Source organism: Bailinhaonella thermotolerans, assembly GCF_003594875.1.
Taxonomy (GTDB): Bacteria; Actinomycetota; Actinomycetes; order Streptosporangiales; family Streptosporangiaceae; genus Bailinhaonella; species Bailinhaonella thermotolerans.
The window spans coordinates 98,847-120,743 of the sequence record NZ_QZEY01000014.1 but is presented as its reverse complement, the minus strand read 5'-3'; the positions used below and the strand labels follow the sequence as shown (position 1 = coordinate 120,743).

Annotated in this window: 20 protein-coding genes; 8 read left to right on the top strand and 12 right to left on the bottom strand. The window is 73.7% G+C overall.

Annotated elements, in window-relative coordinates:
• Positions 1 to 41 precede the first annotated feature (41 nt).
• On the bottom strand, positions 42 to 401 hold the full coding sequence (locus D5H75_RS28725) for a cupredoxin domain-containing protein (RefSeq protein ID WP_119929685.1): 360 nt from the start codon (positions 399 to 401) through the stop codon (positions 42 to 44).
• A gap of 74 nt (positions 402 to 475) precedes the next feature.
• Here D5H75_RS28725 and D5H75_RS28720 point away from each other — a divergent pair, with 74 nt between their 5' ends.
• Positions 476 to 2,395, top strand: coding sequence for a hypothetical protein (locus D5H75_RS28720; RefSeq protein ID WP_242454577.1), 1,920 nt, complete (start codon positions 476 to 478; stop codon positions 2,393 to 2,395).
• 935 nt (positions 2,396 to 3,330) lie between these two features.
• On the opposite strand, the gene D5H75_RS28715 is transcribed toward D5H75_RS28720, so the two are convergent.
• Positions 3,331 to 4,041 (bottom strand): hypothetical protein, encoded by a 711-nt coding sequence (locus tag D5H75_RS28715; RefSeq protein WP_119929684.1) that lies wholly within the window; start codon positions 4,039 to 4,041, stop codon positions 3,331 to 3,333.
• Entirely contained in the window at positions 4,038 to 4,766 is a 729-nt protein-coding gene (locus D5H75_RS28710) for an ATP-binding cassette domain-containing protein (protein ID WP_119929683.1), read from the bottom strand. Before D5H75_RS28710 ends, D5H75_RS28715 begins: the two co-directional genes overlap by 4 nt.
• A 201-nt stretch (positions 4,767 to 4,967) precedes the next feature.
• Between D5H75_RS28710 and D5H75_RS28705 the strand changes: the two genes are divergently transcribed.
• Together D5H75_RS28705 and D5H75_RS28700 are read left to right on the top strand one after the other, a co-directional pair.
• On the top strand, positions 4,968 to 5,297 hold the full coding sequence (locus D5H75_RS28705) for an STAS domain-containing protein (RefSeq protein ID WP_119929682.1): 330 nt from the start codon (positions 4,968 to 4,970) through the stop codon (positions 5,295 to 5,297).
• 274 nt (positions 5,298 to 5,571) lie between these two features.
• On the top strand, positions 5,572 to 6,219 hold the full coding sequence (locus D5H75_RS28700) for a LysE family translocator (protein WP_277949978.1): 648 nt from the start codon (positions 5,572 to 5,574) through the stop codon (positions 6,217 to 6,219).
• 159 nt (positions 6,220 to 6,378) lie between these two features.
• On the opposite strand, the gene D5H75_RS28695 is transcribed toward D5H75_RS28700, so the two are convergent.
• The gene (locus tag D5H75_RS28695; RefSeq protein WP_119929681.1) at positions 6,379 to 7,944 is read right to left on the bottom strand and encodes a wax ester/triacylglycerol synthase family O-acyltransferase; all 1,566 of its coding nucleotides are present in this window, start codon (positions 7,942 to 7,944) and stop codon (positions 6,379 to 6,381) included.
• Positions 7,945 to 8,199: 255 nt separating this feature from the next.
• Here D5H75_RS28695 and D5H75_RS28690 point away from each other — a divergent pair, with 255 nt between their 5' ends.
• Positions 8,200 to 9,180, top strand: coding sequence for an inorganic phosphate transporter (locus tag D5H75_RS28690; RefSeq protein WP_422674062.1), 981 nt, complete (start codon positions 8,200 to 8,202; stop codon positions 9,178 to 9,180).
• A gap of 88 nt (positions 9,181 to 9,268) precedes the next feature.
• The gene (locus tag D5H75_RS28685) at positions 9,269 to 10,411 is read left to right on the top strand and encodes a zinc-dependent alcohol dehydrogenase (RefSeq protein WP_119929679.1); all 1,143 of its coding nucleotides are present in this window, start codon (positions 9,269 to 9,271) and stop codon (positions 10,409 to 10,411) included.
• On the opposite strand, the gene D5H75_RS28680 is transcribed toward D5H75_RS28685, so the two are convergent.
• Positions 10,408 to 10,938, bottom strand: coding sequence for a hypothetical protein (locus D5H75_RS28680; RefSeq protein ID WP_147425299.1), 531 nt, complete (start codon positions 10,936 to 10,938; stop codon positions 10,408 to 10,410). The genes D5H75_RS28685 and D5H75_RS28680 overlap by 4 nt on opposite strands.
• Before the next feature lie 247 nt (positions 10,939 to 11,185).
• Between D5H75_RS28680 and D5H75_RS41985 the strand changes: the two genes are divergently transcribed.
• Positions 11,186 to 11,641: a hypothetical protein gene (locus tag D5H75_RS41985; protein ID WP_202638590.1), complete on the top strand. Its 456-nt coding sequence runs from the start codon at positions 11,186 to 11,188 to the stop codon at positions 11,639 to 11,641.
• A gap of 327 nt (positions 11,642 to 11,968) precedes the next feature.
• On the opposite strand, the gene arfB is transcribed toward D5H75_RS41985, so the two are convergent.
• From arfB to D5H75_RS28650, 5 genes are all read right to left on the bottom strand, one after another.
• Positions 11,969 to 12,385: an alternative ribosome rescue aminoacyl-tRNA hydrolase ArfB gene (gene arfB, locus D5H75_RS28670; protein WP_119929677.1), complete on the bottom strand. Its 417-nt coding sequence runs from the start codon at positions 12,383 to 12,385 to the stop codon at positions 11,969 to 11,971.
• Entirely contained in the window at positions 12,382 to 13,521 is a 1,140-nt protein-coding gene (locus D5H75_RS28665; protein ID WP_119929774.1) for a DUF5925 domain-containing protein, read from the bottom strand. Before D5H75_RS28665 ends, arfB begins: the two co-directional genes overlap by 4 nt.
• A 227-nt stretch (positions 13,522 to 13,748) precedes the next feature.
• On the bottom strand, positions 13,749 to 14,093 hold the full coding sequence (locus D5H75_RS28660) for a hypothetical protein (protein WP_119929676.1): 345 nt from the start codon (positions 14,091 to 14,093) through the stop codon (positions 13,749 to 13,751).
• A gap of 13 nt (positions 14,094 to 14,106) precedes the next feature.
• Positions 14,107 to 15,840, bottom strand: a complete 1,734-nt coding sequence (locus D5H75_RS28655; protein WP_119929675.1) for a hypothetical protein — start codon at positions 15,838 to 15,840, stop codon at positions 14,107 to 14,109.
• Positions 15,841 to 16,171: 331 nt separating this feature from the next.
• Positions 16,172 to 16,924, bottom strand: a complete 753-nt coding sequence (locus D5H75_RS28650; protein WP_119929674.1) for a lysophospholipid acyltransferase family protein — start codon at positions 16,922 to 16,924, stop codon at positions 16,172 to 16,174.
• A 344-nt stretch (positions 16,925 to 17,268) separates the two neighbouring features.
• Here D5H75_RS28650 and D5H75_RS28645 point away from each other — a divergent pair, with 344 nt between their 5' ends.
• On the top strand, positions 17,269 to 17,886 hold the full coding sequence (locus D5H75_RS28645) for a LysE family translocator (protein ID WP_119929673.1): 618 nt from the start codon (positions 17,269 to 17,271) through the stop codon (positions 17,884 to 17,886).
• A gap of 249 nt (positions 17,887 to 18,135) precedes the next feature.
• On the top strand, positions 18,136 to 19,626 hold the full coding sequence (locus tag D5H75_RS28640) for an amidohydrolase family protein (protein WP_202638588.1): 1,491 nt from the start codon (positions 18,136 to 18,138) through the stop codon (positions 19,624 to 19,626).
• A 61-nt stretch (positions 19,627 to 19,687) separates the two neighbouring features.
• Here D5H75_RS28640 and der read toward each other — a convergent pair whose 3' ends face one another.
• Together der and cmk are read right to left on the bottom strand one after the other, a co-directional pair.
• On the bottom strand, positions 19,688 to 21,055 hold the full coding sequence (der, locus tag D5H75_RS28635) for a ribosome biogenesis GTPase Der (RefSeq protein WP_242454589.1): 1,368 nt from the start codon (positions 21,053 to 21,055) through the stop codon (positions 19,688 to 19,690).
• Positions 21,056 to 21,094: 39 nt separating this feature from the next.
• A complete protein-coding gene (cmk, locus tag D5H75_RS28630) occupies positions 21,095 to 21,754 on the bottom strand; it encodes a (d)CMP kinase (protein WP_119929671.1) in 660 nt (219 codons plus the stop codon).
• Positions 21,755 to 21,897: the final 143 nt, after the last annotated feature.

The window sequence follows — 21,897 nt, the reverse complement described above, 5'->3', positions numbered from 1 at the left end:
GAAGCCCCGGACGACGCGGCCACGCAGGACACGGCGGCCACTCAGCCCACCTGGAGCTGGAAGAGCTGGACCCCCGCGTCGTGCAGCTCGGCCTCGAACACCCCGGGCACGTCCGCGACCAGCCGGATCGTGCCGGGCTCCCCCACCTCCAGCCGCATCGACCGGTCGTACCCGTGCAGGTGGAACTCGTCCGCGCGGTCGCTGGTGACCCGGATCTCCACGGTCGCGCCCGCGCCCACCTTCACCCGGCGGGAGGGCGGCGTCACGCGCCCCCCGGCGTACGACACCTCGACGCGCTCGACGTCTCCCGGGGCCGCGGGGGTCTCGGCGGCCGGTCTCCCCGTGCCGCACGCGCCGAGGACCACGAGCAGCACCCCTGCGATGAGGACGCGGAGGGCCACGGATACTCTCCTTTACATCGGGCAATGTCACATTCGAGGATGTCACATTAGATGTCGCACATGTGGAGCGTGCCGTGACCCCCCTTCCGACCCCCTTGGCCCACTTCCTCCCCACCGCCGACCAGGCGGGCGCGCTCATCGGGCTCGATCGGCTCGGCGGGTTCGATGGGCTCGACTCGCTCGACTCGCTCGACTCGTTCGGCGGGCTCGGCGGGCTCGCCGCGCCGGTGAAGCCCGCCGGGGGAGCCGCCCTCGACCAGGTGCTCATCGCCAGCGGCGCGGCGGCCGCGCTGACGGCGGTGCTCCTCGTGTTCGGCTGGGGGCACCGCACCGGGCGGATCACCCTGCTGACCAGGCTGGCCGACTGGGCGGCGAAGGGCCCGGGGCGCGGACTGCCGGGCTGGGCGGCCCTGCCGTCGCTGGTGGCGATCGTGTCGCTGATCACCGCGCTGCTCGGGATGTACTGGGACATCTCCCTGCACATCTCGCAGGGACGCGATGAGGGGCCGCTGGCCAACATCGCGCACTATCCCATCCTGATCGGGCTCTTCGGGATCTTCACGGCGGGCGCGCTCGCCGTGGTGCTCCCGAAGGGCGAACGGCCCGGCGGCGCCGCCGTACGGATCACGCGGGACTGGTACTCCCCGGCCGGGGGCGTGCTGCTCGCCGGGGCGGGTTTCTACGCGCTGCTCGGGTTCCCGCTGGACGACGTGTGGCACCGGATCTTCGGCCAGGACGTGACCCTGTGGGGGCCGACGCACCTGATGCTGATCGGCGGCGCGGGCCTGTCGCTGGTGGCGATGGCCGTGCTCGAACGCGAGGGGCGGCTGGTCCGCGACGGCGCCGGCGGCACGGGCGCCGGGCCCGTCCTGCGGTACGTCCGGCGCGGCATGATCATGGGCGGGCTGCTGATCGGGCTGTCGGTGTTCCAGGCCGAGTGGGACTTCGGCGTGCCGCAGTTCCGGATGGCGCACCAGCCGATGCTGATCGCGCTGGCCGCCGGATGCGCGCTGGTGGCGGCCCGGCTGTGGACGGGCCGCGGCGGGGCGCTGTTCGCGGTCGGGTTCTACGTCCTCGTGCGCGGCGGCGTGGCGGTCGCGGTCGGGCCGGTGATCGGGGAGCTGTTCCCGGTGATCCCGCTGTACCTCGCCGAGGCCGTGCTCGTGGAGCTGGCCGCGATCGCGCTCGCCCGGCGGCCCCTCCTGCTGGGCGTCGCCGGAGGGCTGCTCGTCGGCACGCTCGGGTTCGCGGCCGAGTACGCCTGGACCCAGGTCGCGTTCCGGCTCCCCTGGACTCCCGGCATGGTCCCCGAGGGCCTGCTCATGGCCGCCGGGGGCGGGCTGGCCGGGGGCGTGCTGGGCGCGCTGCTGGTGCTCGGCCTGACCGGCCGGCTCCCCCGCCCCGCCGTCGCGCGGAGCCTGTTCGCCGGGGCCCTGGCGCTCGTGGCCGTGCTGGTGGGCAACGGCCTGCTCACCACGGTCCCCACCGGCGTCCGGGCCGAGCTGGCGCTGGCCGCCACCGCGTCCGGCGGCCGCACCGGCTCCCCGGGCACCGCCCAGGCCACCGTACGGCTGACGCCGCCCGTGGACGGCCCGACCTGGCTGACGGTCACCGCCTGGCAGGGCGGCGGCCTCCACGTGGACCACCTGGTGCGGACCGGCGAGGGGACCTACCGCACCACCGAGCCCATGCCGCTCACCGGCACCTGGAAGACCCTGATCCGCCTGCACGACGGCCGTAAGATGGTCGGCATCCCGATCTACCTCCCCCGCGACGAGGCCATCGGCGCCGACGAGGTCCCGGCGGCCCCCGCGATGACCCGCGAAGGACAGCCGGAGCAACGCATCCTCCAGCGCGAACTCAACCCGAACGTCCCCACCTGGACCTGGGCCGCCGCCAGCGCCGTGGTCCTGGCCTGCACCCTGGCCCTGATCCTCACCCTCGCCTGGGGCGTGTCCCGCCTCTCCCGAACCCACCCCAAGGGCCCCCGATGACCCTGGCCACCCACCCCCTGATAGCCGCAGTCCCCTTCTTCATCCCCACCTTCGTGGTGGTAGCCGTGGTAGCCCTAATAGCCTGGCGAGACCGCCACCCCAAAGACTGACACCAAAACAAACCACCCCAACCCGGAGCCGTCCCCCTACAAGCCACCTGCACCCTGGCCCGGAAAACGTCGGCCCGAAAGAAACCACCTCACCCTTCCCTCGTGATCATGCAATTCCGCGCCGTTCGAGGAACCACCCGAGGTGTTGGGGACCAGAAGAACAAGGTGCGGAATTGCATGATCACGAGCGAGTAAGCGAGACAGAGCCCGGCACTCAGGCCGACACCACCCGCGCAATCCCGAAAAGCCCACCAAGGTCCCGCCCACCACAGCGCAAGCCGATCAGGTAAGCGCAGAGATAAATCCCGTCACCAGACCCGGCTCAAGCCGTACAGCAAGCCCAAGCCGCACGACAAGCGGAGCCGCAAGGCAAGCCCAAGCCGTACGGCAAGCACAAGCCGCGCAGCAGGCGCAAGCGGCGGGGCAAGCCCAAGCCGTACGACGAGCACAAGCCGCGGACGACAAAACCCAAGCCGCTCAACAAGCACAAGCGCAAGCCGTACGGCAAGCCCCAAGACAAGCGGGGCCGCAAGACAAGCGGAGTCACAAGGCAAGCGCAAGCCGTACGACAAGCCCAAGTCGCGCAGCAGGCGCAAGCCCTACGATAAGCCCAGCCGCTCAAACGATCGAAGCCGCACGACAAGCCCAGCCCTACGGCAAGCGCAAGCCACAGGCCGCAGGGCGCAGGCGGCAATCCCAGCCCTCACAACAAGCGCCGGCCACACGACAGGCGCCACCCCTGCAACAAGCCCAAGCCCAAGCCGCACAACAAAGCGAGAGTCCAAAAAAGCCCCGTCACGAAATCAAGCGCGACCATCAAGAACCTCAGACCCGATTACGCCGAAGCCCCAAATAAAGCCCCGCCCCCAGCAACCCCCACCCCAAGAACCGCATCCCCAGCGCCGGCAGTTCCCCCGCCAGCGCCGCCGGCCCCTCCGCGGCCTCCCGAGTCAACGACAGCAGCGGCGGCGCCACCGCCCCCAGCGGGGTCAGTTCCAGCACGACCAGCCCCAGCACGATCACGATGAGCACCAGCGTGCCCGCCGCCGGCGCCGGGAAGATGACACGGCCGGCGAGCGCGCCGGCCACCGTGCCCGTGAGCGCCGCGAGCAGATGGAAGACCAGCGCCAGCCAGAACGCGGCCCCGCCGGGCGTGTGCGTGAACCCGATCCCCAGCGGCGCCACCAGCGCGACCAGGGCCAGGGCCGCGTTGAACGCGTAGGCGGCCAGCAGGCCCGCCACGGCCGACCGCACCACCCCGCCCGCGGCCATCGCCGACAGTTCCCGCTGCCCGTCCGGCTCGTTGTCCAGGAGCAGTTTGGCCGACCAGGCGCACACCGGGACGAGGAACGCCGCCGCGGTGCCGTACGCGCCGAGGATCGCCGCCTGCACCCCGTCCGGGGTCAGCCGCGGGTTCCCGTCCGGCGTGCCCCCGGAGTACAGCAGGCCGAGCACGAGCACCAGCGCGAGCAGCGCGAGGACGACCCGGGTGGACCGGACGAACCCGGACAGGTGGAATCGGGTGAGAGCGATCATGCGAGGGTTCTCCGGGTGAGGATCTCGTGGCCGTCGGCGGCCAGGGTCGCGGCGAGGGCGTCGGCGCGGTCCGCCGACACCTTCACCTCCAGCACCGCGTGGCGGGGGTCCGCCGGCTCCTCCGGCGGCAGCGCGGCCACCTTCCCCCCGGCGACCCGCCAGCGCACCACCCCGGGCAGCGCGCGGAACTCACCCTGGTGGTCGATCACGGCCACCCGGGTCCCCGCCGCGGCGAGTTCGGCGGCGATCGCCGGGACGCGGTCGCGCGCCTCGGGGTCCAGCCCGGCGACCGGCTCGTCCAGGAGCAGCAGTTCCGGGCGGCCGAGGAGGGCCTGCGTCAGGCCGACCTTGTGCGCCGAGCCCTTCGACAGGGCGGGCAGCCGGGTCTCCAGCAGGTGCGCGTAATCCAGCCGCTCGGCCCACTCCCCGATCTCGGCGGCCGGGACCCGGCGGGCGCGGCACTGGTGCTCCAGGTACCCGCGCACCGTGAACGGCTGCTCGGCCGGGAACCGCTCCGGGGCGTACCCCACGCGGGCGGGACGCCCCGACACCTCGCCCCTGACCGGCCGCAACAGCCCCGCGACGAGCCGGAGAAGGGTGGACTTGCCCGTTCCGTTCACTCCGGTGACCTCGGCCACGGTCCCCGGCTCCAGGGTCAGGTCGACCCCGTCGAGCACCCAGTCGCCGCCCCGGGCGTACCGAAATGACACGTTCGTCAGGCGCATCGTGCCAATTTAGTGCAGTCACAAAGGGCGGGTTGCGGCGCGAGCGCCCGAAGATCGGCCGCGTCCCGTATGTTGGCGATGAAGACAGGGTTTCGGGCCTCCCCCCACACGTTTGGCCCCTGGGGAATCGGGCACGGGACCGGGCAATCCCCCGAGGTCCCGGAAACTTCGGGGCGATCGGGATAATGGGAGGCCTCACCCATGCGGCTACGGCTCGATCATCGTGTCGAAGACGATCACACGGTGGTGGGGATAGCCGGTGAGATAGACGTGTTCACCGCCCCCCGCCTGCGGGAGTACCTCACCGATCTCATCATGTCGGGCGGCGCGCACCTCGTGCTCGACATGGCCGAGGTCGCCTTCCTCGACTCCGCGGGGCTCGGCGTGCTCATCGGCACGCTGCGCCGGCTCCAGGTCCACGACGGCACCCTCGCCGTGATCAACGCCAACCATCACGTGCTGAAGGTCTTCCGGACCACCCGCCTCGACCGCGTGATCGAGGTCTCCGGCGACGCCGACGCGGGCGACTGACGTCCCCGCGCCCCGCCGCGCCCGCACGACGCCGTACGGCTCGCGCATGCGACGCCGTACGGCTCGGGCGTGCGCGCCCCAGCCCCATGGCTGGGCAAGCGACGCCGTACGGCTGGGGCGTGCGACGCCGTATGACTCGGGCATGCGACGCCGTACGGCTTGGGCGTGCGACGCCGTACGGCTCGGGCGGCGACGCCGTGCGGCGGGCGGGTGCGGGCCGGAATCGGCGTTGTGCCACCATGGACCTCCGCTTTTTGGAGAAACGGGGGCAAAGGTGGACGGCAGCGCTCTGCTCGGCATCACGGCGGTCTCGCTCGGGATGGCGCTCACGCCGGGCCCGAACATGATCTACCTGATCTCGCGTTCGATCGCCCAGGGGCCCCGGGCCGGGCTGGTCTCCCTCGGCGGCACGGCGGTGGGCTTCGTCGTCTACCTCGCGGCGACCTGCCTGGGCCTGACCGCGATCTTCGCGCTGGTCCCCGCGGCGTACACCGCCATCAAGCTGGCCGGCGCCGCCTACCTCCTGTGGATGGCGTGGCGGACGCTCCGCCCCGGCGGCGTGTCGATCTTCGACCCGAAGCCGCTCCCGCCGGTCTCCTCGCCGCGCCTGTTCACGATGGGCCTGGTCACGAACCTTCTCAACCCCAAGGTCGCGATCCTCTACGTGTCCCTCCTCCCCCAGTTCATCGACCCGGCAGGTGACGTCCTCGGGCAGAGCCTCGCCCTCGGCGCGGCCCAGATCTCCTGCAGCATGGTCGTCAACACCGCCGCCATCCTCGCCGCGGGCTCCCTCAGCGCGTTCCTCGCCCGCCGTCCCCTCTGGCTCCGCGCCCAGCGTTACGTGATGGGCACGGTCCTGGGCGCCCTGGCCGTCCACCTGGCCACCGACCGCTCCCGGGCCGCCCTCCCCACCCCCTCCTGACCCGCCGCGCAGAGCGCCGCCGCGCCCCCGCATCCCCCGCGCCCCCGCATCCCCCCGCGCCGATCTCGCGATCGCGCGCCACCGCCGACACCGCCCGAGGTCTCGGGAAGTACCGGAGCGGGGGCGGGATCGCGAGATCGAGGCGACGCCTCCGGCACGTCAGCCCACAGGCGCCTTCGCCCGCCCGCCTGCCCCGCGAACGCGCGCCAGGCGTACCGCGGGCTCGGGCCGTACCGCGGGCTCGGGCCGTACGGCGGGCGGCGCGGGGGGCTCGGGGGCGCGCCGGCGTGGGATGGGCGGGGTGGCGAGGGCGGTCAGCTCGGCCAGGGCGTCCGCCAGGTGGGCGGCCAGGGTGGACACGTCGGAGACGTTCTCCGGGCAGGCCGTGACGCCCAGGCAGAGGCGGCCGTCGTAGGAGAAGGCGGTGATGTTGACGCCGCCGGTCGCGTCGCTGACCACGGAGACGGGGTAGAAGGCGCGCACGCGGGCGCCCGCGACGTAGAGGGGGAACGCGGGCCCCGGAACGTTGGAGATGACCAGATTGACCGGAGCGCCGACGCGGCGGCTCAGGGCGAGCGCGGCGCGGGAGGCGGGGGCGGCCAGCGGGGGCGGGACGGCGGCGACCAGGTCCTCCAGCCACGTCGCGGGGGCGTCGGCGAAGCGGCGCTTGGCCCGCGCGAGCGTGTCGCGGCACCGCTCGTACCGCGCCAGCGGGTCGGCCACCTGGGTGGGGAGCGCGGCGAAGAGGGCCGAGACCTGGTTCGCCCGGCCGTCGTCCGCGGCGTCGCGGCGGCGCACCGACACGGGCACGGCGGCGACGAGCGGCCCGTCCGGCAGCGCGTCCAGGTCCGCCAGCCAGCGGCGCAGCGCCGTCGCGCACAGCGCCATCACCACGTCGTTGACGCTGCCCCCGAGCCGGTCCTTCACCGCCTTCACCTCGGCCAGCGGGAGCGAGGTCCAGGCGAACCGCCGCCGCGCGCTCACCGGCCCGTTGAACGGCGTCCGCGGCGCGGGCGGCAGCTCCGGGGCCGGGGCCGAACCGGGCGCCGGCCGTACGGCGCGGGCCAGGAGACCGGCGCCGGGCAGCCGGGACACGATCGGGATGCCGTCGAGGTGCGGCAGCGCCGACGCGGCGGCGCGGAGCGCGCGCACCGGCTGGGCCACGGCGCCGGCCAGCCCGTTGACGGCGATCGTCAGCGGGCCCGGCGGCCGCTCGGGGGCCCGGGGCGGCTCCGGCTCGACCTCGCGCGGCTCGGGGCCGAGGTCGAGCAGGGCGGCCAGGACGCCCGCGCCGCCGACCCCGTCCACGGCGGCGTGGTGGACCTTGGCGTAGAGCGCGACCCGGCCGCCGCGCAGCCCGTGGATCAGGTGCAGCTCCCACAGCGGGCGGTCCCGGTCCAGGGGGCGTTCGTGCAGCGCGGCCACCAGGTCGGCCAGCTCCCGGTCGCCGCCGGGGGGCGTGAGGGCCAGCTCGTGGACGTGCCGTTCGGGGCGGAAGGCGGGGTCCTCGATCCAGTACGGGCGGTCCAGGTCGAACGGCACCCGCACCAGCCTGCGGCGCATGAGCGGCGCGAGGTGGGCGCGCCGCCGTACGAGGGCCACCAGGTCGGCGCCGGCCAGGCCGCGCGGAGGGGGGTCGAGGACGGCCAGCCCGGCGACGTGCGCGTGGACGCTCCCGGTCTCCACATTGAGGAACAGCGCGTCCAGTGGAGCGATCCGGCGCATCTTGACCCCTTTCGTTGACCGTTTTTGACGTGAAGGCTCCATTGTGCGGGAAAAGCGTGGCGGGGGTGTTGCCGTCATGTAAACGAATCGCTCCGGCAAATCCGTCTTCACGGCATATGTCGTGGCACCTCGCAGGAACGGCGAGCGGGGGGCCGAGCCGCCGAATCCGCGAAAGCCCTGGTGAACCCCGGAAATCGCGGGTAGGCACTCGCACGTCGGCGATCATTCGGGGGGTGTCGGGGGTTGGAGACGGCCGTGCTCGTCGGGGTCATCGCCCTCGCGCTCGCGTTCAACTTCACCAACGGGTTCCACGACGCCGCCGACGCGATCGCCACCGCCGTCGGCACGCGCGCCCTCACCCCGCGCGCGGCGCTGCTGATCGGCGCGGTGATGAACCTGGTCGGCTCGTTCCTCGGCGAGGGCGTGGCGCGGACGATCGGCTCGGGGATCATCCGCGCCCCCGACGGGCTGGATGGGCTCAAGGTCGCCCTCGCCTCGCTGCTCGGCGCGATCGTGTGGAACCTGGTGACCTGGTGGTTCGGGCTGCCGTCGTCGTCCTCGCACGCCCTCATCGGCGGCATGGTCGGCGCGGCGCTGGCGGCCGGGAGCCACGTGTTCTGGTCCGGGGTCGTGGTCAAGGTCGTGATCCCGATGGTCCTGTCGCCCCTCGCGGGCGGGCTGCTCGGGGCGGGCGTGATGATCGCCATCCTGTGGATCTTCCGGCGGTCCAATGTGCGGCGCATGAACCACGGCTTCCGCCGCGCGCAGCGCTACTCGGCCGCCGCCGTCGCGATGGGGCACGGCCTGCAGGACGCGCAGAAGACGATGGGCATCATCGTGCTGGCCCTGGTCACGACCGGGCACCAGGACGACTTCGACATCCCGGTCTGGGTCGTGTTCACGAGCGCGGCGGCGTTGTCGCTGGGGACGTACTCCGGCGGGTGGCGCATCATGCGCACGCTCGGGCGCGGGATCGTGCCGCTCAACCCGCCCATGGGGTTCGCGGCGGAGGTCACCACGGCCGGGGTGCTGTACGTCACGTCGTTCCTGTGGCACGCGCCCGTCTCCACCACGCACACGATCACCGCGGCGATCGCCGGCGTGGGCGCGATCGAGCGCCCGGCCGCGCTGCGCTGGATCGCCGCCTGGCACATCGTCATGGCGTGGGTGCTGACGCTCCCGATGTCCGCGGCCGCGGGCGCCCTGGCGTACGAGCTCATCCGGCTGCTGCCCTGATCACGCGCCGATCGCACCGTGATCCCGAGTGTCGGGATCTCCGTTTTCGGGCATCTGATGCCGGAGCACCCGGCTCAGGGAGGACGTGATGAAGGCAGTCGTGTGGCAGGGCCCACGCAAAGTCGTCGTGTCCGAGGTCCCCGACCCGCGCGTCGAATTCCCCACCGACGCCGTCATCCGGGTCACCGGCACCGGCATCTGCGGCTCCGACCTGCACCTGTACGACCACGGCGCGACCATGGCGATGAAACCCGGCGACGTGCTCGGCCACGAGGCGATGGGCGTGGTCGAGGAGGTCGGCAAGGAGGTCCGGCACATCCGCCCCGGGGACACGGTCGTCGTCCCGTTCAACATCTCGTGCGGCCACTGCTACATGTGCGACATGCAGCTCTACTCGCAGTGCGAGACCACCCAGAACCTCGGCGGGCGCAAGGGCGGCTCCCTGTTCGGCTACACCCACCTGTACGGCGGCGTCGCGGGCGGCCAGGCGGAGTACCTCCGCGTCCCCCAGGCCCACTTCGGCCCGATCAAGGTGGATCCGGCGATCCCCGCGAACGCCTCGCTGCTGCTCTCCGACGTCCTGCCGACGGCGTGGCAGGCCGTCGAGTACGCCGCCGTCCCCAAGGGCGGCAGCGTCGTGGTGTACGGCCTCGGGCCCGTCGGCCAGATGTGCTGCCGCATCGCCCTGCACCTGGGCGCGGGCCGCGTGATCGGGATCGACCGCGTGCCCGACCGGCTCGCCACCGCCGCGGTCCACGGCGCGGAGACGATCGACTACTCCAAGGCCGGCGACGTCGTCCAGGCCGTCCGTGAGATCACCGCCGGCCGCGGCGCCGACTCGGCCATCGACGCGGTGGGCATGGACGCCGACGGCTCCTTCGCCGACCGCCTCTTCCAGACCCTCAAGATCCAGCCGGACCGCATGGCCGCACTCCACCAGGCCCTCGGCTCGGTGCGGCGCGGCGGCACCGTCTCCGTCGTCGGCGTCTACGCCGCCTGGATGCCCAACTTCCCGGTGGGCGACCTCTTCGACAAGCAGATCACCCTCCGCTGGGGCCAGGCCAACGTCCGTGCCTGGACCGACCGCCTCATCGACGTCCTGCGAGACAACGACCCGCTCAGGGCCGCCGACCTGGTGACCACCGAGATGCCCCTCTCCGAGGCCCCCGAAGCCTACGAGCACTTCCGCGACAAAGCCCCCGGCTACCAGAAGATCGTCCTCCACCCCTAGGGGCTGGAGGCGGCTTCTATCTCACGCGCCAGGGCCAGGAGCTCGCCCGCGCCGAAGTCCGCTCGCCCGCGCTCCTCGGGATCCGCCCTCAGAAGCACGATGGACGCGGCCAGGGAGCCCCGCAGGTCCGGTGGGAGGTGGCCGCCGGTGGACAGGACCGCTTCGGCGCACGCCCTCAGGACGTTCACGGCTTCGGCGGGGGCGGCGATGAAGGTGGGACGGCGGCGCCGGCGCTGCCAGAGGCGGCGGTGCCAGAAGAGGACGCCGTGCGGCGCGGCCTCCTGGCGCAAGCCGTACCAGTGGGCGGAGGCGCCGGGGGCGGGGCTCGCGGGGGACCTGCGGCCGCGGCGCTTGGCCCCGGCGCGTTCCCCCGCGTACGCCCGCAGGTCGGCCAGCCACAGGTCGCGGCTCTCCTCCAGTACGGCTATGGCGCGCAACAGGGCCGCCTCGTCGGTCTCTAACGGGCCGCACCGGGACCTGAGGAAGCTCAGCGTCCCGTGGAAGCCGATCGGGCGATAGAGCCCCACACACTGGCGGAGCGCGCGGACACGCCGGCGGTGCGGGCGGGCCGGATCGCGGACCTGGCGGGCATACCCACGGAAACCCATCGGCCGATCACCATGGCCCGGGCGGGAGGGGGCGGAACACGAGGAGAGCGTATGCCGTGTCAGCGGTTTCGCCCGAGGGGTGTTGTGGGGCTGGGGGTTTGGGTGGATGGTGGGGGTCAGGGGGCTTTGGGCGATATGGCGGGGGGTGGGTGGAGAGGAGATGGTCATGGGGTGGTTCGGGCGACGGTCGGCCAGGGGTTGGGCGCGCGGGGCCGCGGTGGGGGTGGCCGCGGCTTTGGGGGTCGTGGGCGGGGTGCCCTCGGCGCAGGCGGCGGCCACGATCACGCGGTACAGCGGGAACCACTGCGCGACGGCGCGGTTCGACTACACCTACTCGCCGGACGGGAGCGGGAGCTACCACATCGCGTTCCGGGGACGGCTGACCTGGGACACGAGCCGGGCCACCTGCGGGCCGTTCCGCGATCCGTACGCCGGGATGCTGCAGTGGTCGGGGTACTACAACCTGGAGTACTTCGGCTGGGAGGCCGCGCCCAGCGGGTCCATGTACTCCAGCAACCCCCACACCATCAACTGGTCCGGGGACGGGTTCCGCGACGTGCGCTTCCGGGTCTGCAACTGGAACGTCCGGACCGGCTACGTCGGCACCTGCGGCTCGTGGTGACCCCGCCGGCCACCGCCCGCCGCGCCTGACGGCCCCGGCGCGACCTCCGGCGGACGGAGGGCGGGCCCGGGCGCGCCGCGGGATCGTCCTCGCCTGCTCTGGACGACGGAGGGGACCCGGGAGGGTGCCGCCTGACGGCGGAGGCCCCGGGACGGCTTGGAGGGCGGACGCGCGGGCGGCCCGACCTGACGGTGATGTGCGTGACGCGACGCCCTGCGGCGGGAGGCGGTGCGGATCCCCGGATCGCGGCACGGGCGGGCGACGAGCGCGGCGGGTCATGCGGACCGCGAGGGGCGTGCGGACCGCGAGGGCGTGCGGCGGGGTGGGTCAGTCGGCGCGGCGGAGGCGCTTGAGCTCGGAGCGGCGGCGCTTGGAGTCCAGGCGGCGTTCGACGGCGCGGCGGCTGGGCTTGGTGGGGCGGCGCTTCTTCGGGGGCGGGGCGATGGCGTCGCGGACGAGGGCGGCGAGGCGTGTCTCGGCGGCCTCGCGGTTGCGGAGCTGGGAGCGGAACTCCGACGCGGCGATCGTGAGCACGCCGTCCACGAGCCGCTTGGACAGGCGCTCCAGGGCGCGCTCGCGCTGCGCGGGCGAGAGCGCGGCCGAGGAGGCCAGGTCCCAGCTCAGCTCCGCGCGGCTGTCGGCGGTGTTGACCGACTGGCCGCCCGGCCCGGACGAGCGCGAGAAACGCCAGTTCAGCTCGGACGCCGGGATGGCGACCGAGGACGTGACGCGGATCTCCCTCACAGGTAGAACCCCGTCGCCTGGGAGCCGGATCCGGACCCGGACCCCGACGCGCGGGACGCCGCGCGGCCGGAGCGCAGCGCGATCAGCTCCGCCAGCGTCGCGCCCTCCGGGGGCACGTCGGCGGCGACGTCGCCCAGCCAGGCGACGGCCTCGGCGCGCGGCAGCGGGCCCACCTCGATCTGGGCGAGGCATCGGCCCGGCCGTACGACCGCCGGGTGCAGGCGGGTCAGGTCCTCGTTCGTGGTGATCGCGACGAGCACGTCGCGGCCCTGGCCGAGGAGGCCGTCGGTGAGGTTGAGCAGGCGCGACAGGGCCTGACCCGTGGACGCCTTGGCGTCCCCGCGGATCAGCTCGTCGCAGTCCTCCAGGATGAGCAGGCGCCTGCGGCGCCGGTCCTCGTCCTCGTCCTCGTCCTCGTCTCCGATGGCCACCTCCATGAGGTACCCCGGATCGCCGAACAGACGCTCGGGATCGAGCACGCAGTCGGCCTGGCACCACGCCCGCCACTCGCGGGCGAGCGTGCGCAGGGCGGTGGTCTTGCCGGTGCCGGGCGGGCCGTGCAGGAGCAGCAGCCGCCCGTCCGCCGTGGCCGGGTCCAGGCTCATGAGCTCGTCGAAGGCGGCGGCGACCGGCCGGGCGTAGTTGGCGCGGATCTCGGCCCAGGTCGAGCCGGTGATCGCGCGTTCGGACCGCCGCGCGCAGCGCCCGTCGTGGTGCCAGAACCCCATCTCGACCCGCTCCTCGGCGGGCTCGATCGGGTCCGCGGCGTCCTTCGTGGCCTGCTCGATCACGAGCCGGCCGAGTTCCTCGGTGGCGGCGGTGACCTCCAGGTGGGCGTCGCCGCCCTTCCAGCGCACGGACTGCAGGGTCCAGCCGTCGCCGCAGGCCAGCCGCATCTCCCGCTCGGGCGAGCGGACCACGCGCAGCACCCGCCCGTTGGACGGCATCAGCGGGGCGTCGCGGCGGGCCCGGTCCACCTTCGCCTTGTACGCCCAGGGCTGGCGCCCCGACGCGAACTCGGTGAGCAGGAGCAGGTCCACCACGTCGAACAGGGAGTCGGAGGAGTCGAGCTTGAATCCACGAGGAAGGGGGGCCGCGGGCTCCTCCTCCCCCGGCGCCTCGGCGGCAACGAACATGCCTTCGATCATGGGCCCTGACACCCCCCGGGGTCCACGTGTTTTCCGGCCCGACCACCTCCGCCCGGGCCGGCGCGCGCACCGGGGCGCGCGACCACCCAGGCCGTACGGCATCGGGCGCCCGCGCCCGTACGGCCCGGCACCCGCACGGCCCGGCGCCCGCGCCGTACGGCCCGCTGTCCACGCCGTACGATCCGGCGTCCGCGCCGTACGGCGGGCGGCGGGGGTCACTCGCCGAGGAGCAGCGACTTCAGGGCCGTGACCAGCTCCAGCAGCGTGTTCACCGGGGCGACGCGCTCGGCGAGGGAGTCAAGCGCGGCCCGGACGCGGCCCTTGTCGGCGTCCGGCCGCCGCGTCTCGGCGAGCAGTTCCCCGGCCTCCCGCCGGGCGGCCTCGGGGTCGGGCAGGCGGTCGGCGTACGCCTCGATCAGTTCGATGAGGCGCGCCACCTCGGCGGCGCCCCGGCCGCCGCCGACGTTGTGGACCGCGTGCGCGCCGGGGCCGATCGCGGTGGCGCCGAAGAAGTTGCCGCCGCTCACGTGGACGCCGGCGTCGTCGGGGTGCTCGCGCATCGCCGTGCCTCTCCTAGGAGGGGGTGCGGATGGTGGTGGCGGTGGCCTGGGCGGCCGCGCCGACGGCGGTGGGCCCGTGGAACGTGCCGCCGGTGATCAGGGTGCCGGCCTGGATGATGCCCGCCGCCTGCTGGCGGTAGGCCGCGGTGTCCACGTTGTGCCGTTCGAGGTAGTCGAGCACGGCCTCGGTCAGCCGCTCCTCGATGAGCCGGGTGTACTTGAACGAGTCCAGCCGCTGCATGTAGGTCCACGGCTCCCGCTCGGCCCCGAGCTCCCGCACGCTCACCCGCGCGCCGTAGTCGAACAGGACGTACTTCGCGGGGTTCTTGTACCGGACGTTCCGCAGCGCGAGGAGCACGCCGTGGCGGATCAGCCGGTACGGCGCGCCGAGGATGTCGCGGAAGATCGACAGGCGCAGGCTGCGGAGGGCCTCCACGCCCATCCAGAACGGCGTGAGCGAGGGCAGCAGGTCCACGACATGGTACTCGTCGCGCACCGGCGGGAGCACGGTCACCACGAACTGGGTGTAGAGCATGCGGCCCTCGACGGCCAGGTGGATGAACGCCGAGACCAGGATCTCCTGGTCGGCGCCGGGGGCGAGCGGCGCGCCGGTCTCGTCGTAGATCGGCGGCATCTCCGCGCCGACGGTGACGCGCTGGTAGTAGCGGACGCCGCCCTGGGGCTGGCGGATCAGCGCGCGGATCGCGGCCGGGGAGGCGTTGGTGACCGGGAGCAGTCCCTCCCGGTTGACGAGCGGGTGGATCGGGCCCTCGCCGCCCGACTCGCGCCCGCGCATCCGGGTCGTCGGCCAGTCCACCTGGTTGAACCGCCCGGCGGCCACGACGTGGTCGGACGGGTGCAGCCGCTCGATCCGCTCGGCCGGGTGCGCCACCTCGTCGCGCATCTGGCTCAGCCGCGTGCGCACGAAGTCGTGCAGGTCCAGCGGGTCCAGCCGGATCTCGGGCCGGGGCTCGCGGGCGTCCCGTGCGCCGGAGGACCCGTCGCGGGCGCGGTCCAGCTCGACCGCGATCGACCAGGCGCGCTGGACGTTCCCCGCGCCGATGAAGGGATTCTCGTTGGAGTAGAGGGTGACGTTGCCCCACTGGGCCGTCTCGACGTACTCCAGCCGGTCGGCGTCCGGCCCGGTCGCCTCGGGCACCGTCGCGTTCCCGCCCGGGGCCAGCGACCCGGCCAGCACGCGGTACACCACGACCCGGTACCCCACGACGACGCCCGCCGCGGCGAGCAGCATCAGCAGCGAGAAGATCCAGGCCGAGGCGAACCCCGGTGAGTCGAAGTCGCCCGGCGAGCCGAAGGGGTCGGACGCCGTCGCGATCAGCGTCGCCACGAGCGGCACCACGAGGTACAGCGCCAGGAGCACCATGCCGCCGATCGCCAGCGCCGTCAGCATCGGCCGCAGCGCGGGCCGCGCGCGCTGGACGGCCGTGGCCAGGATCGCCAGCGGCGCCATGAGCACCATCGTCGTGACCGCGAGGACCGGCTCGACGACGACCGCGATCACCAGCGCCAGGAAGATCAGCAGGTCGCGCACCACCAGCCGGCCGCGCGCGTTGAGGCAGTGCCGGGCGACGACGCCGACGTCCACCCCGCCGTGCGAGGGCACGACCGCGCGGTGCCGGTCGTCCACCAACTCCTGGATGGCCCGGTCCCGGAACGCGGTGTCCAGATAGGCCCCCGCGCACAGATAGCGCGTCGCGTTGCTCAGCCTCGGAGCCGAATTCGCCATTCGCCCTCCTCGCGAGGTCGAGAGCCCTCAAGCGCTCCCGCCGCCGCCCTCCCGGCCGGGCAGGCGGCCCCCGGTCGGAAACGCGCGGGCCTACCCGATGTATACGCCTCCCCCGGTCGGCGCGCACCCGCGTTTCCGCCACTCCCCCGGAATTACCCGCCCGTTTCATACGGCCCCGTACGGCTTTCGCCGGAGATTTCACCGGCGGTTTCCGCCGCATGGCCGTACGGCTTTCGCGGCGGTTTCCGGGAATGCGGCGCGGGGATTTCCGGGCGTACGGCTCGCGGGGCGGGTTTTCCCGGAGGAACCGGGTCCGGGGGGTGCGGGAGGGTCAGGAATCCTGGCGGCGCTTGCGCTCCTCGGCGTCCAGCCGCTCGGCCTCCTCGGGGGTGGGGGCGGTGCCGCCGAGGTGGGCGGGGAGCCACCAGGAGTCGGCCGGTCCCGAGGGGCTCTCGGGGTACTCCCGCTGCGCGCGGTCGAGGAGTCGCTCCATGCGGGAGCGCAGCTCGACCGTGGTGGCCTCGACCTCGGCGCGGGACGGGGGCGCGATGGGCTCGCCGACGTAGATGTCGATCGGGACGTGGCGCTGGGTGAGGTTCTTGGAGCGGCCCTTGGTCCAGAAGCGCTGGGTGCCCCACAGGGCGATGGGGATGATCGGGACGTTCGCGGAGGAGGCCATGCGGACCGCGCCGCTCTTGATCTCCTTGATGGTGAAGGACCGGCTGATGGTGGCCTCGGCGAAGACGCCGACGACCTCACCGGACTTCAGGGCGGCCAGGGCCTGCCGGTAGGAGGCGGCGCCGGCCTCGCGGTCGACCGGGATGTGGTGCATGCCACGCATCAGCGGGCCCGAGATCTTGTGGTCGAAGACCTCTTTCTTCGCCATGAAGCGGACGAAGCGCCGCGAGGGGTGCGCGGCGAGACCGGCGAAGATGAAGTCCAGGTAGCTGATGTGGTTGCTGACGAGCACCGCGCCTCCCGTGCGCGGCACCCGCTCGGCCCCCTCCACGCGCAGCCGCATGTCCAGGGCGCGGAACATGGTCTTCGCGAGGGCGATCACCGGCGGATATACGAAGTCGGCCATGACTCGAACCGTAACCTACGCAAGGGTAGGTCCAGACCACGGAACGGCGGCGGGCGGGAGCCGTACGGCGGCGCCGGACGCGCGGGTCAGGGGCCGCAGGGCAGAGCGGACGGGGCGGGCGGGGCGGGCAGGGCGCGGGCGGCGCCTCACGGGGGGAAGGCGCCGCCCACGGCTGCCGCCGGACCCGGGGGCCCGGCTGACCCTTGGATGACCCCACAGCGTCTGGTGCACCTACGACTCTGGGGGGTGGGGCTCCACCACGGCTGAGGCTGGGCTGAGAGTTCGCTGAACGGACTTCCCGACGCGGTCCCCGGCAGTAAATGCGGACAAATTATGATTCGTGGATGCTCGCCGCCACCCTGGGATTCGCCGCCGTCGCCCTCGTGCTGACGGTCACACCGGGCCTCGACACGATGCTCGTGCTGCGCAGCACGCTCGGCGGAGGCCGCCGCGCGGGCTGGGCGGCCGGTCTCGGCATCGGCCTGGGCTGCTACGTCTGGGGCGTGGCCACGGCCGTCGGCCTCACGGCCCTGCTCGCCGCCTCCGAGGTCGCCTACGACGTCGTCCGCTGGGCGGGCGCCGCCTACCTCCTCTACCTCGGCGCACGCGCCCTCTGGGCCGCGCGCGGGGCCGCCCCGGCCGCCACGGCGGACGCCCCCGCCGGGACCCGCGCCGCCCTGCGCACCGGCCTGGTCACGAACCTGCTCAACCCCAAGGTCGGCATCCCGTACATGACCCTGCTCCCGCAGTTCGTCCCCGCCGACGCCCCCATGCTCCCCGCGACCCTGCTCCTGGTCTCGGTCCACGTCGCCCTCGGCCTCGCCTGGACCGCCCTGCTCGTGTTCACCGCCGGGGCGATGCGCGCCCGCCTGACCCGCCCCGCCGTGAAGCGCCGCCTCGAACAGACCGCCGGGGCCGTCTTCATCCTCATCGGCCTCCGCGTCGCCGCCGAGGCCCGCTGACCCGCGCCACCCGCGCGCCGCCCACACGCCGGCCCGCGCCGGCCCGCCCTTCCGCCGCGCCGCCGGGCCCGCCCGCCGTACGGCCGGGGCGTGAACCGCCGTACGGCCGGGGCGCGCGAACCGCCGTACGGCGCGGGTGTGACGTTGGGCCTTGGCCCCGCCGGGCGGCGGTGGGAGTCTGGCGGCCGGGGCCGGCGCGCCGGAGCCCCGCGCGGCGCGGGACCGCGGCGGCCCGGGGAGGGCGGAGCCGTGCCGAACCGCCGCGACTTCCTGCGCGCCCTGTCCCTGGCCGGGGCCGGGAGCGCCGCCCACCTGGCGATGCCCGGCGCCCGAAGGCGCGGCGACGTCACGGTGCTGCGCGGGGCCACGCTCATCGACGGGACGGGCCGCCCGCCGGTGCGCGACGCCGCCGTGGTGATCGCGGGCGAGTGGATCGTGTGGGCGGGGACGGTCCGGGACCTGCGGGCGCCCCGGGGAGCGCGGGTGGTGGACCTGCGGGGGAAGTTCCTCCTGCCGGGCCTGTGGGACATGCACTCGCACGGGACCTACCAGGAGCGGATCGGGCTCCCGCTGCTCATCGCCAACGGCGTCACCGGAGTCCGGGACATGTGGGGCACGCCCCCGCTCTTCGAGCTGCGCGGGCGGATCGAGAAGGGCGAGGTCCTCGGCCCGCGCCAGGTCATCGCGAGCAACGTCGTGGACGGCCCGGTCTCGCTGCTCGGACCGCCCGTCACCAAGGTGGCCACCGAGGCCGAGGCGCGCGAGGCGGTGCACGCGGCCAGGGAACTGGGTGCCGACTTCATGAAGGTCTACTCCTACCTGGAGCCGCACACCTACCGCGCGATCCTCGGCGAGGCGCGGCGGCTCGGGCTGCCGGTCGGCGGCCACCTCCCCTACCTGGTGCCCGCGGCGGAGGCGAGCCGGGCCGGACACCGCGCCTTCGAGCACCTGTTCGGCCAGCTGCTGGCGGTGTCCAGCCGGGAGGAGGAGTTCCGCCGCCGGATGGCGGAGACGCCGATCGACCCCGCCCGCCCCCGCGTCTGGTTCGACATGGTGCGGGAGTTCGAGCGGCTCGCGGCCGAGAGTCAGGACGAGGCCAGGGCGCGCGAGTTCCACAGGATGCTCCGGCGGAACCGGACCTGGCAGTCGCCGACGCTGACGGTGCTCCGCGTCATCAGCAGCCCCCTGGACACGTACGCGAACGACCCCCGGCTGAAGTACGTCACCGCGGCGGACCGGGAGCTGTGGGTGCGGGCGCTGAAGCTGTTCGCGCCGGTCACGCCCGAGCAGATCGCGGCGCAGCGGAGGTACTTCCGGAACCAGCTCGCGATCGTGGGCCGGATGCACCGCGCGGGGGTGGGCGTCCTCGGCGGCACGGACTGCATGAACCCCTACGTCTTCCCGGGCTTCAGCGCCCACGACGAGCTGGAGCTGCTCGTCTCGGCCGGGCTCTCGCCGATGGCCGCGATCCAGACCATGACCCGCGACGCCGCCCGCTACCTGGGGCGCTCGGCCACGACGGGGACGGTCGCCCCCGGCAGGGCCGCCGACCTCTTCGCGGTCGAGGCGAACCCGCTGGCCGACATCCGCAACACCGCCAGGGTGCACTCGGTGGTGGTCCGGGGCCGCTACATCTCCCCCGGGCACCGGCAGCGCCTCCTCGACGACGCCGAGGCCGCCGCCGGGGACCCGGCCACCCCCGCGCTCGCCCGCCCCGTCTGCGCCTGCCACGGCCTCTGAGCGCCGGGAACGCCGCCGCCCGCCGTACGGCGGAGCGCGCGGCGGGCGGGGGAAGGGAAGGTCAGCGGCGGGCCTTGGCCGGGCTGCCCTTCTTCTCGCGGATCTTCATGGTGAGCACGATCGGGGAGCCGGCGAAGCCGAACTCCTCGCGCAGGCGGCGCTCGATGAAGCGGCGGTAGGACTCCTCCAGGAACCCGCTCGTGAACAGCACGAACTTGGGCGGCTCGGTGGACGCCTGGGTCGCGAAGAGGATCTTGGGCTGCTTGCCGCCGCGGACCGGCGGCGGGGTGGCCGCGATCAGCTCGGTGAAGAACGCGTTGAGCTTGGCGGTCGGGACGCGCGTGGACCAGGACTCCAGCGCGGTCTCGATCGCGGGCACCAGCTTCTCGACGTTGCGGCCGGTGCGCGCCGAGATGTTGACGCGCAGCGCCCACGGGGCCCGCACCAGGGCGCGCTCGATCTCGCGCTCCAGGTAGAAGCGGCGCTCCTCGTCGAGCAGGTCCCACTTGTTGAACGCGACGACCATCGCCCGGCCGGACTCGATCACCATCGAGACGATGCGCAGGTCCTGCTCGGTGATGGACTCCGCGGCGTCGATCAGCACGACCGCCACCTCGGAGCGCTCCAGCGCGGCCTGCGTGCGCATGCCAGCGTAGAAGTCCGCGCCCTGCAGCTCGCGGGCGCGGCGGCGGATGCCGGCGGTGTCCACGAAGCGCCAGGTCTTGCCGCCCAGCTCGATCAGCTCGTCCACCGGGTCGCGGGTCGTGCCCGCCATCGGGTCCACGAGCACCCGCTCGCTGCGGGCGAGCTTGTTGAGCAGGGAGGACTTGCCCACGTTGGGCTTGCCCACCAGCGCCACGCGGCGCGGCCCGCCCTCGCGGCGGGTGTCCTCGGACGGGGCCTCGGGCAGCGCCTCGAGCACCGCGTCCAGCAGGTCGCCGCTGGCCCGGCCGTGCAGCGCCGAGACCGGCAGCGGCTCGCCCAGCCCGAGCGACCACAGCGACGCGGCCTCCAGCTCGGCGCGCTGGTCGTCCACCTTGTTGGCGGCCAGCACGATCGGCTTGCCCGCGCGGCGCAGCACGGCGCCCACGGCCTCGTCGACGTCGGTCGCGCCCACGGTGGCGTCCACCACGAACAGGATCACGTCGGCCAGCTCGGCCGCGACCTGCGCCTGCTCGGCGATGCGCGCGGCCATCCCGGACGCGCCCGGGTCCCAGCCGCCGGTGTCCACGAGGGTGAACCGGCGCCCGCGCCAGTTGGCCTCGTAGGTCACGCGGTCGCGCGTCACGCCCGGCACGTCCTCGACGACGGCCTCGCGCCGCCCGATGATGCGGTTGACCAGCGTGGACTTGCCCACGTTGGGCCGTCCCACCACGGCCACGACGGGCAGTTGCACGTCGTCGCCGCCGTCGTCGTCCCCGGCCGGGATGTCCCAGCCGTCGTATTCCTCAGTCACGCCCTGTTCTCCTTAGACGGCCGTTCGCTCGTTGATCAGCCGCAGTACCTCGGCGATGACCTCGTCCAGCGTGTATTCGGTGGTGTCGATCTCGACCGCGCCGTCGGCGCGGGTCAGCGGGGAGATGGCCCGGGAGGAGTCGAGCCGGTCGCGCCGGGCCAGGTCGGCCTGGGTGGCGGCGACGTCGGTGCCGGCCTGCTCGGCCGTACGGCGCTCGGCGCGGGCCTGCTCGCTCGCGGTCAGGTAGATCTTGACGGGGGCGTCGGGCGCCACGACCGTGCCGATGTCGCGGCCCTCGACGACGATCCCGCCGTCGCCGATGATCTCGCGCTGCATCTCGACCAGCCGGGTGCGCACGGCGGGCACGGCGCTGACCGCGCTCACGGCCTTGGTCACCTCGGCGGACCTGATCGGGCCCGCCACGTCGGTGTCACCGACGGAGACGCCAGGCTTGTCCGGGTCGGTCCCCATGGTGAGCACGGGCTCGTGCGCGCGCGCCGCGACCAGCGAGGCGTCCTCGACGTCCACGCCCCGGTCGAGCATCCACCACGTGACCGCGCGGTACATGGCCCCGGTGTCGAGGTACCGCAGCCCGAGGGCGCGCGCGACCCCGCGGGACACGCTCGACTTGCCCGACCCGGACGGCCCGTCCATCGCGACGACCAGACCCATGACTCTCCTTGAACACCGGCGACGACCCAGCCTCTGAGGTTACCGGCCGATCATGCCGACTCGATCCGCTTCCCCACCCCCAGTTCGCAACGCCCGCATACCCCGGGGATGTTCCCCCGATAGGGATGTGTCCGCATTTCAGG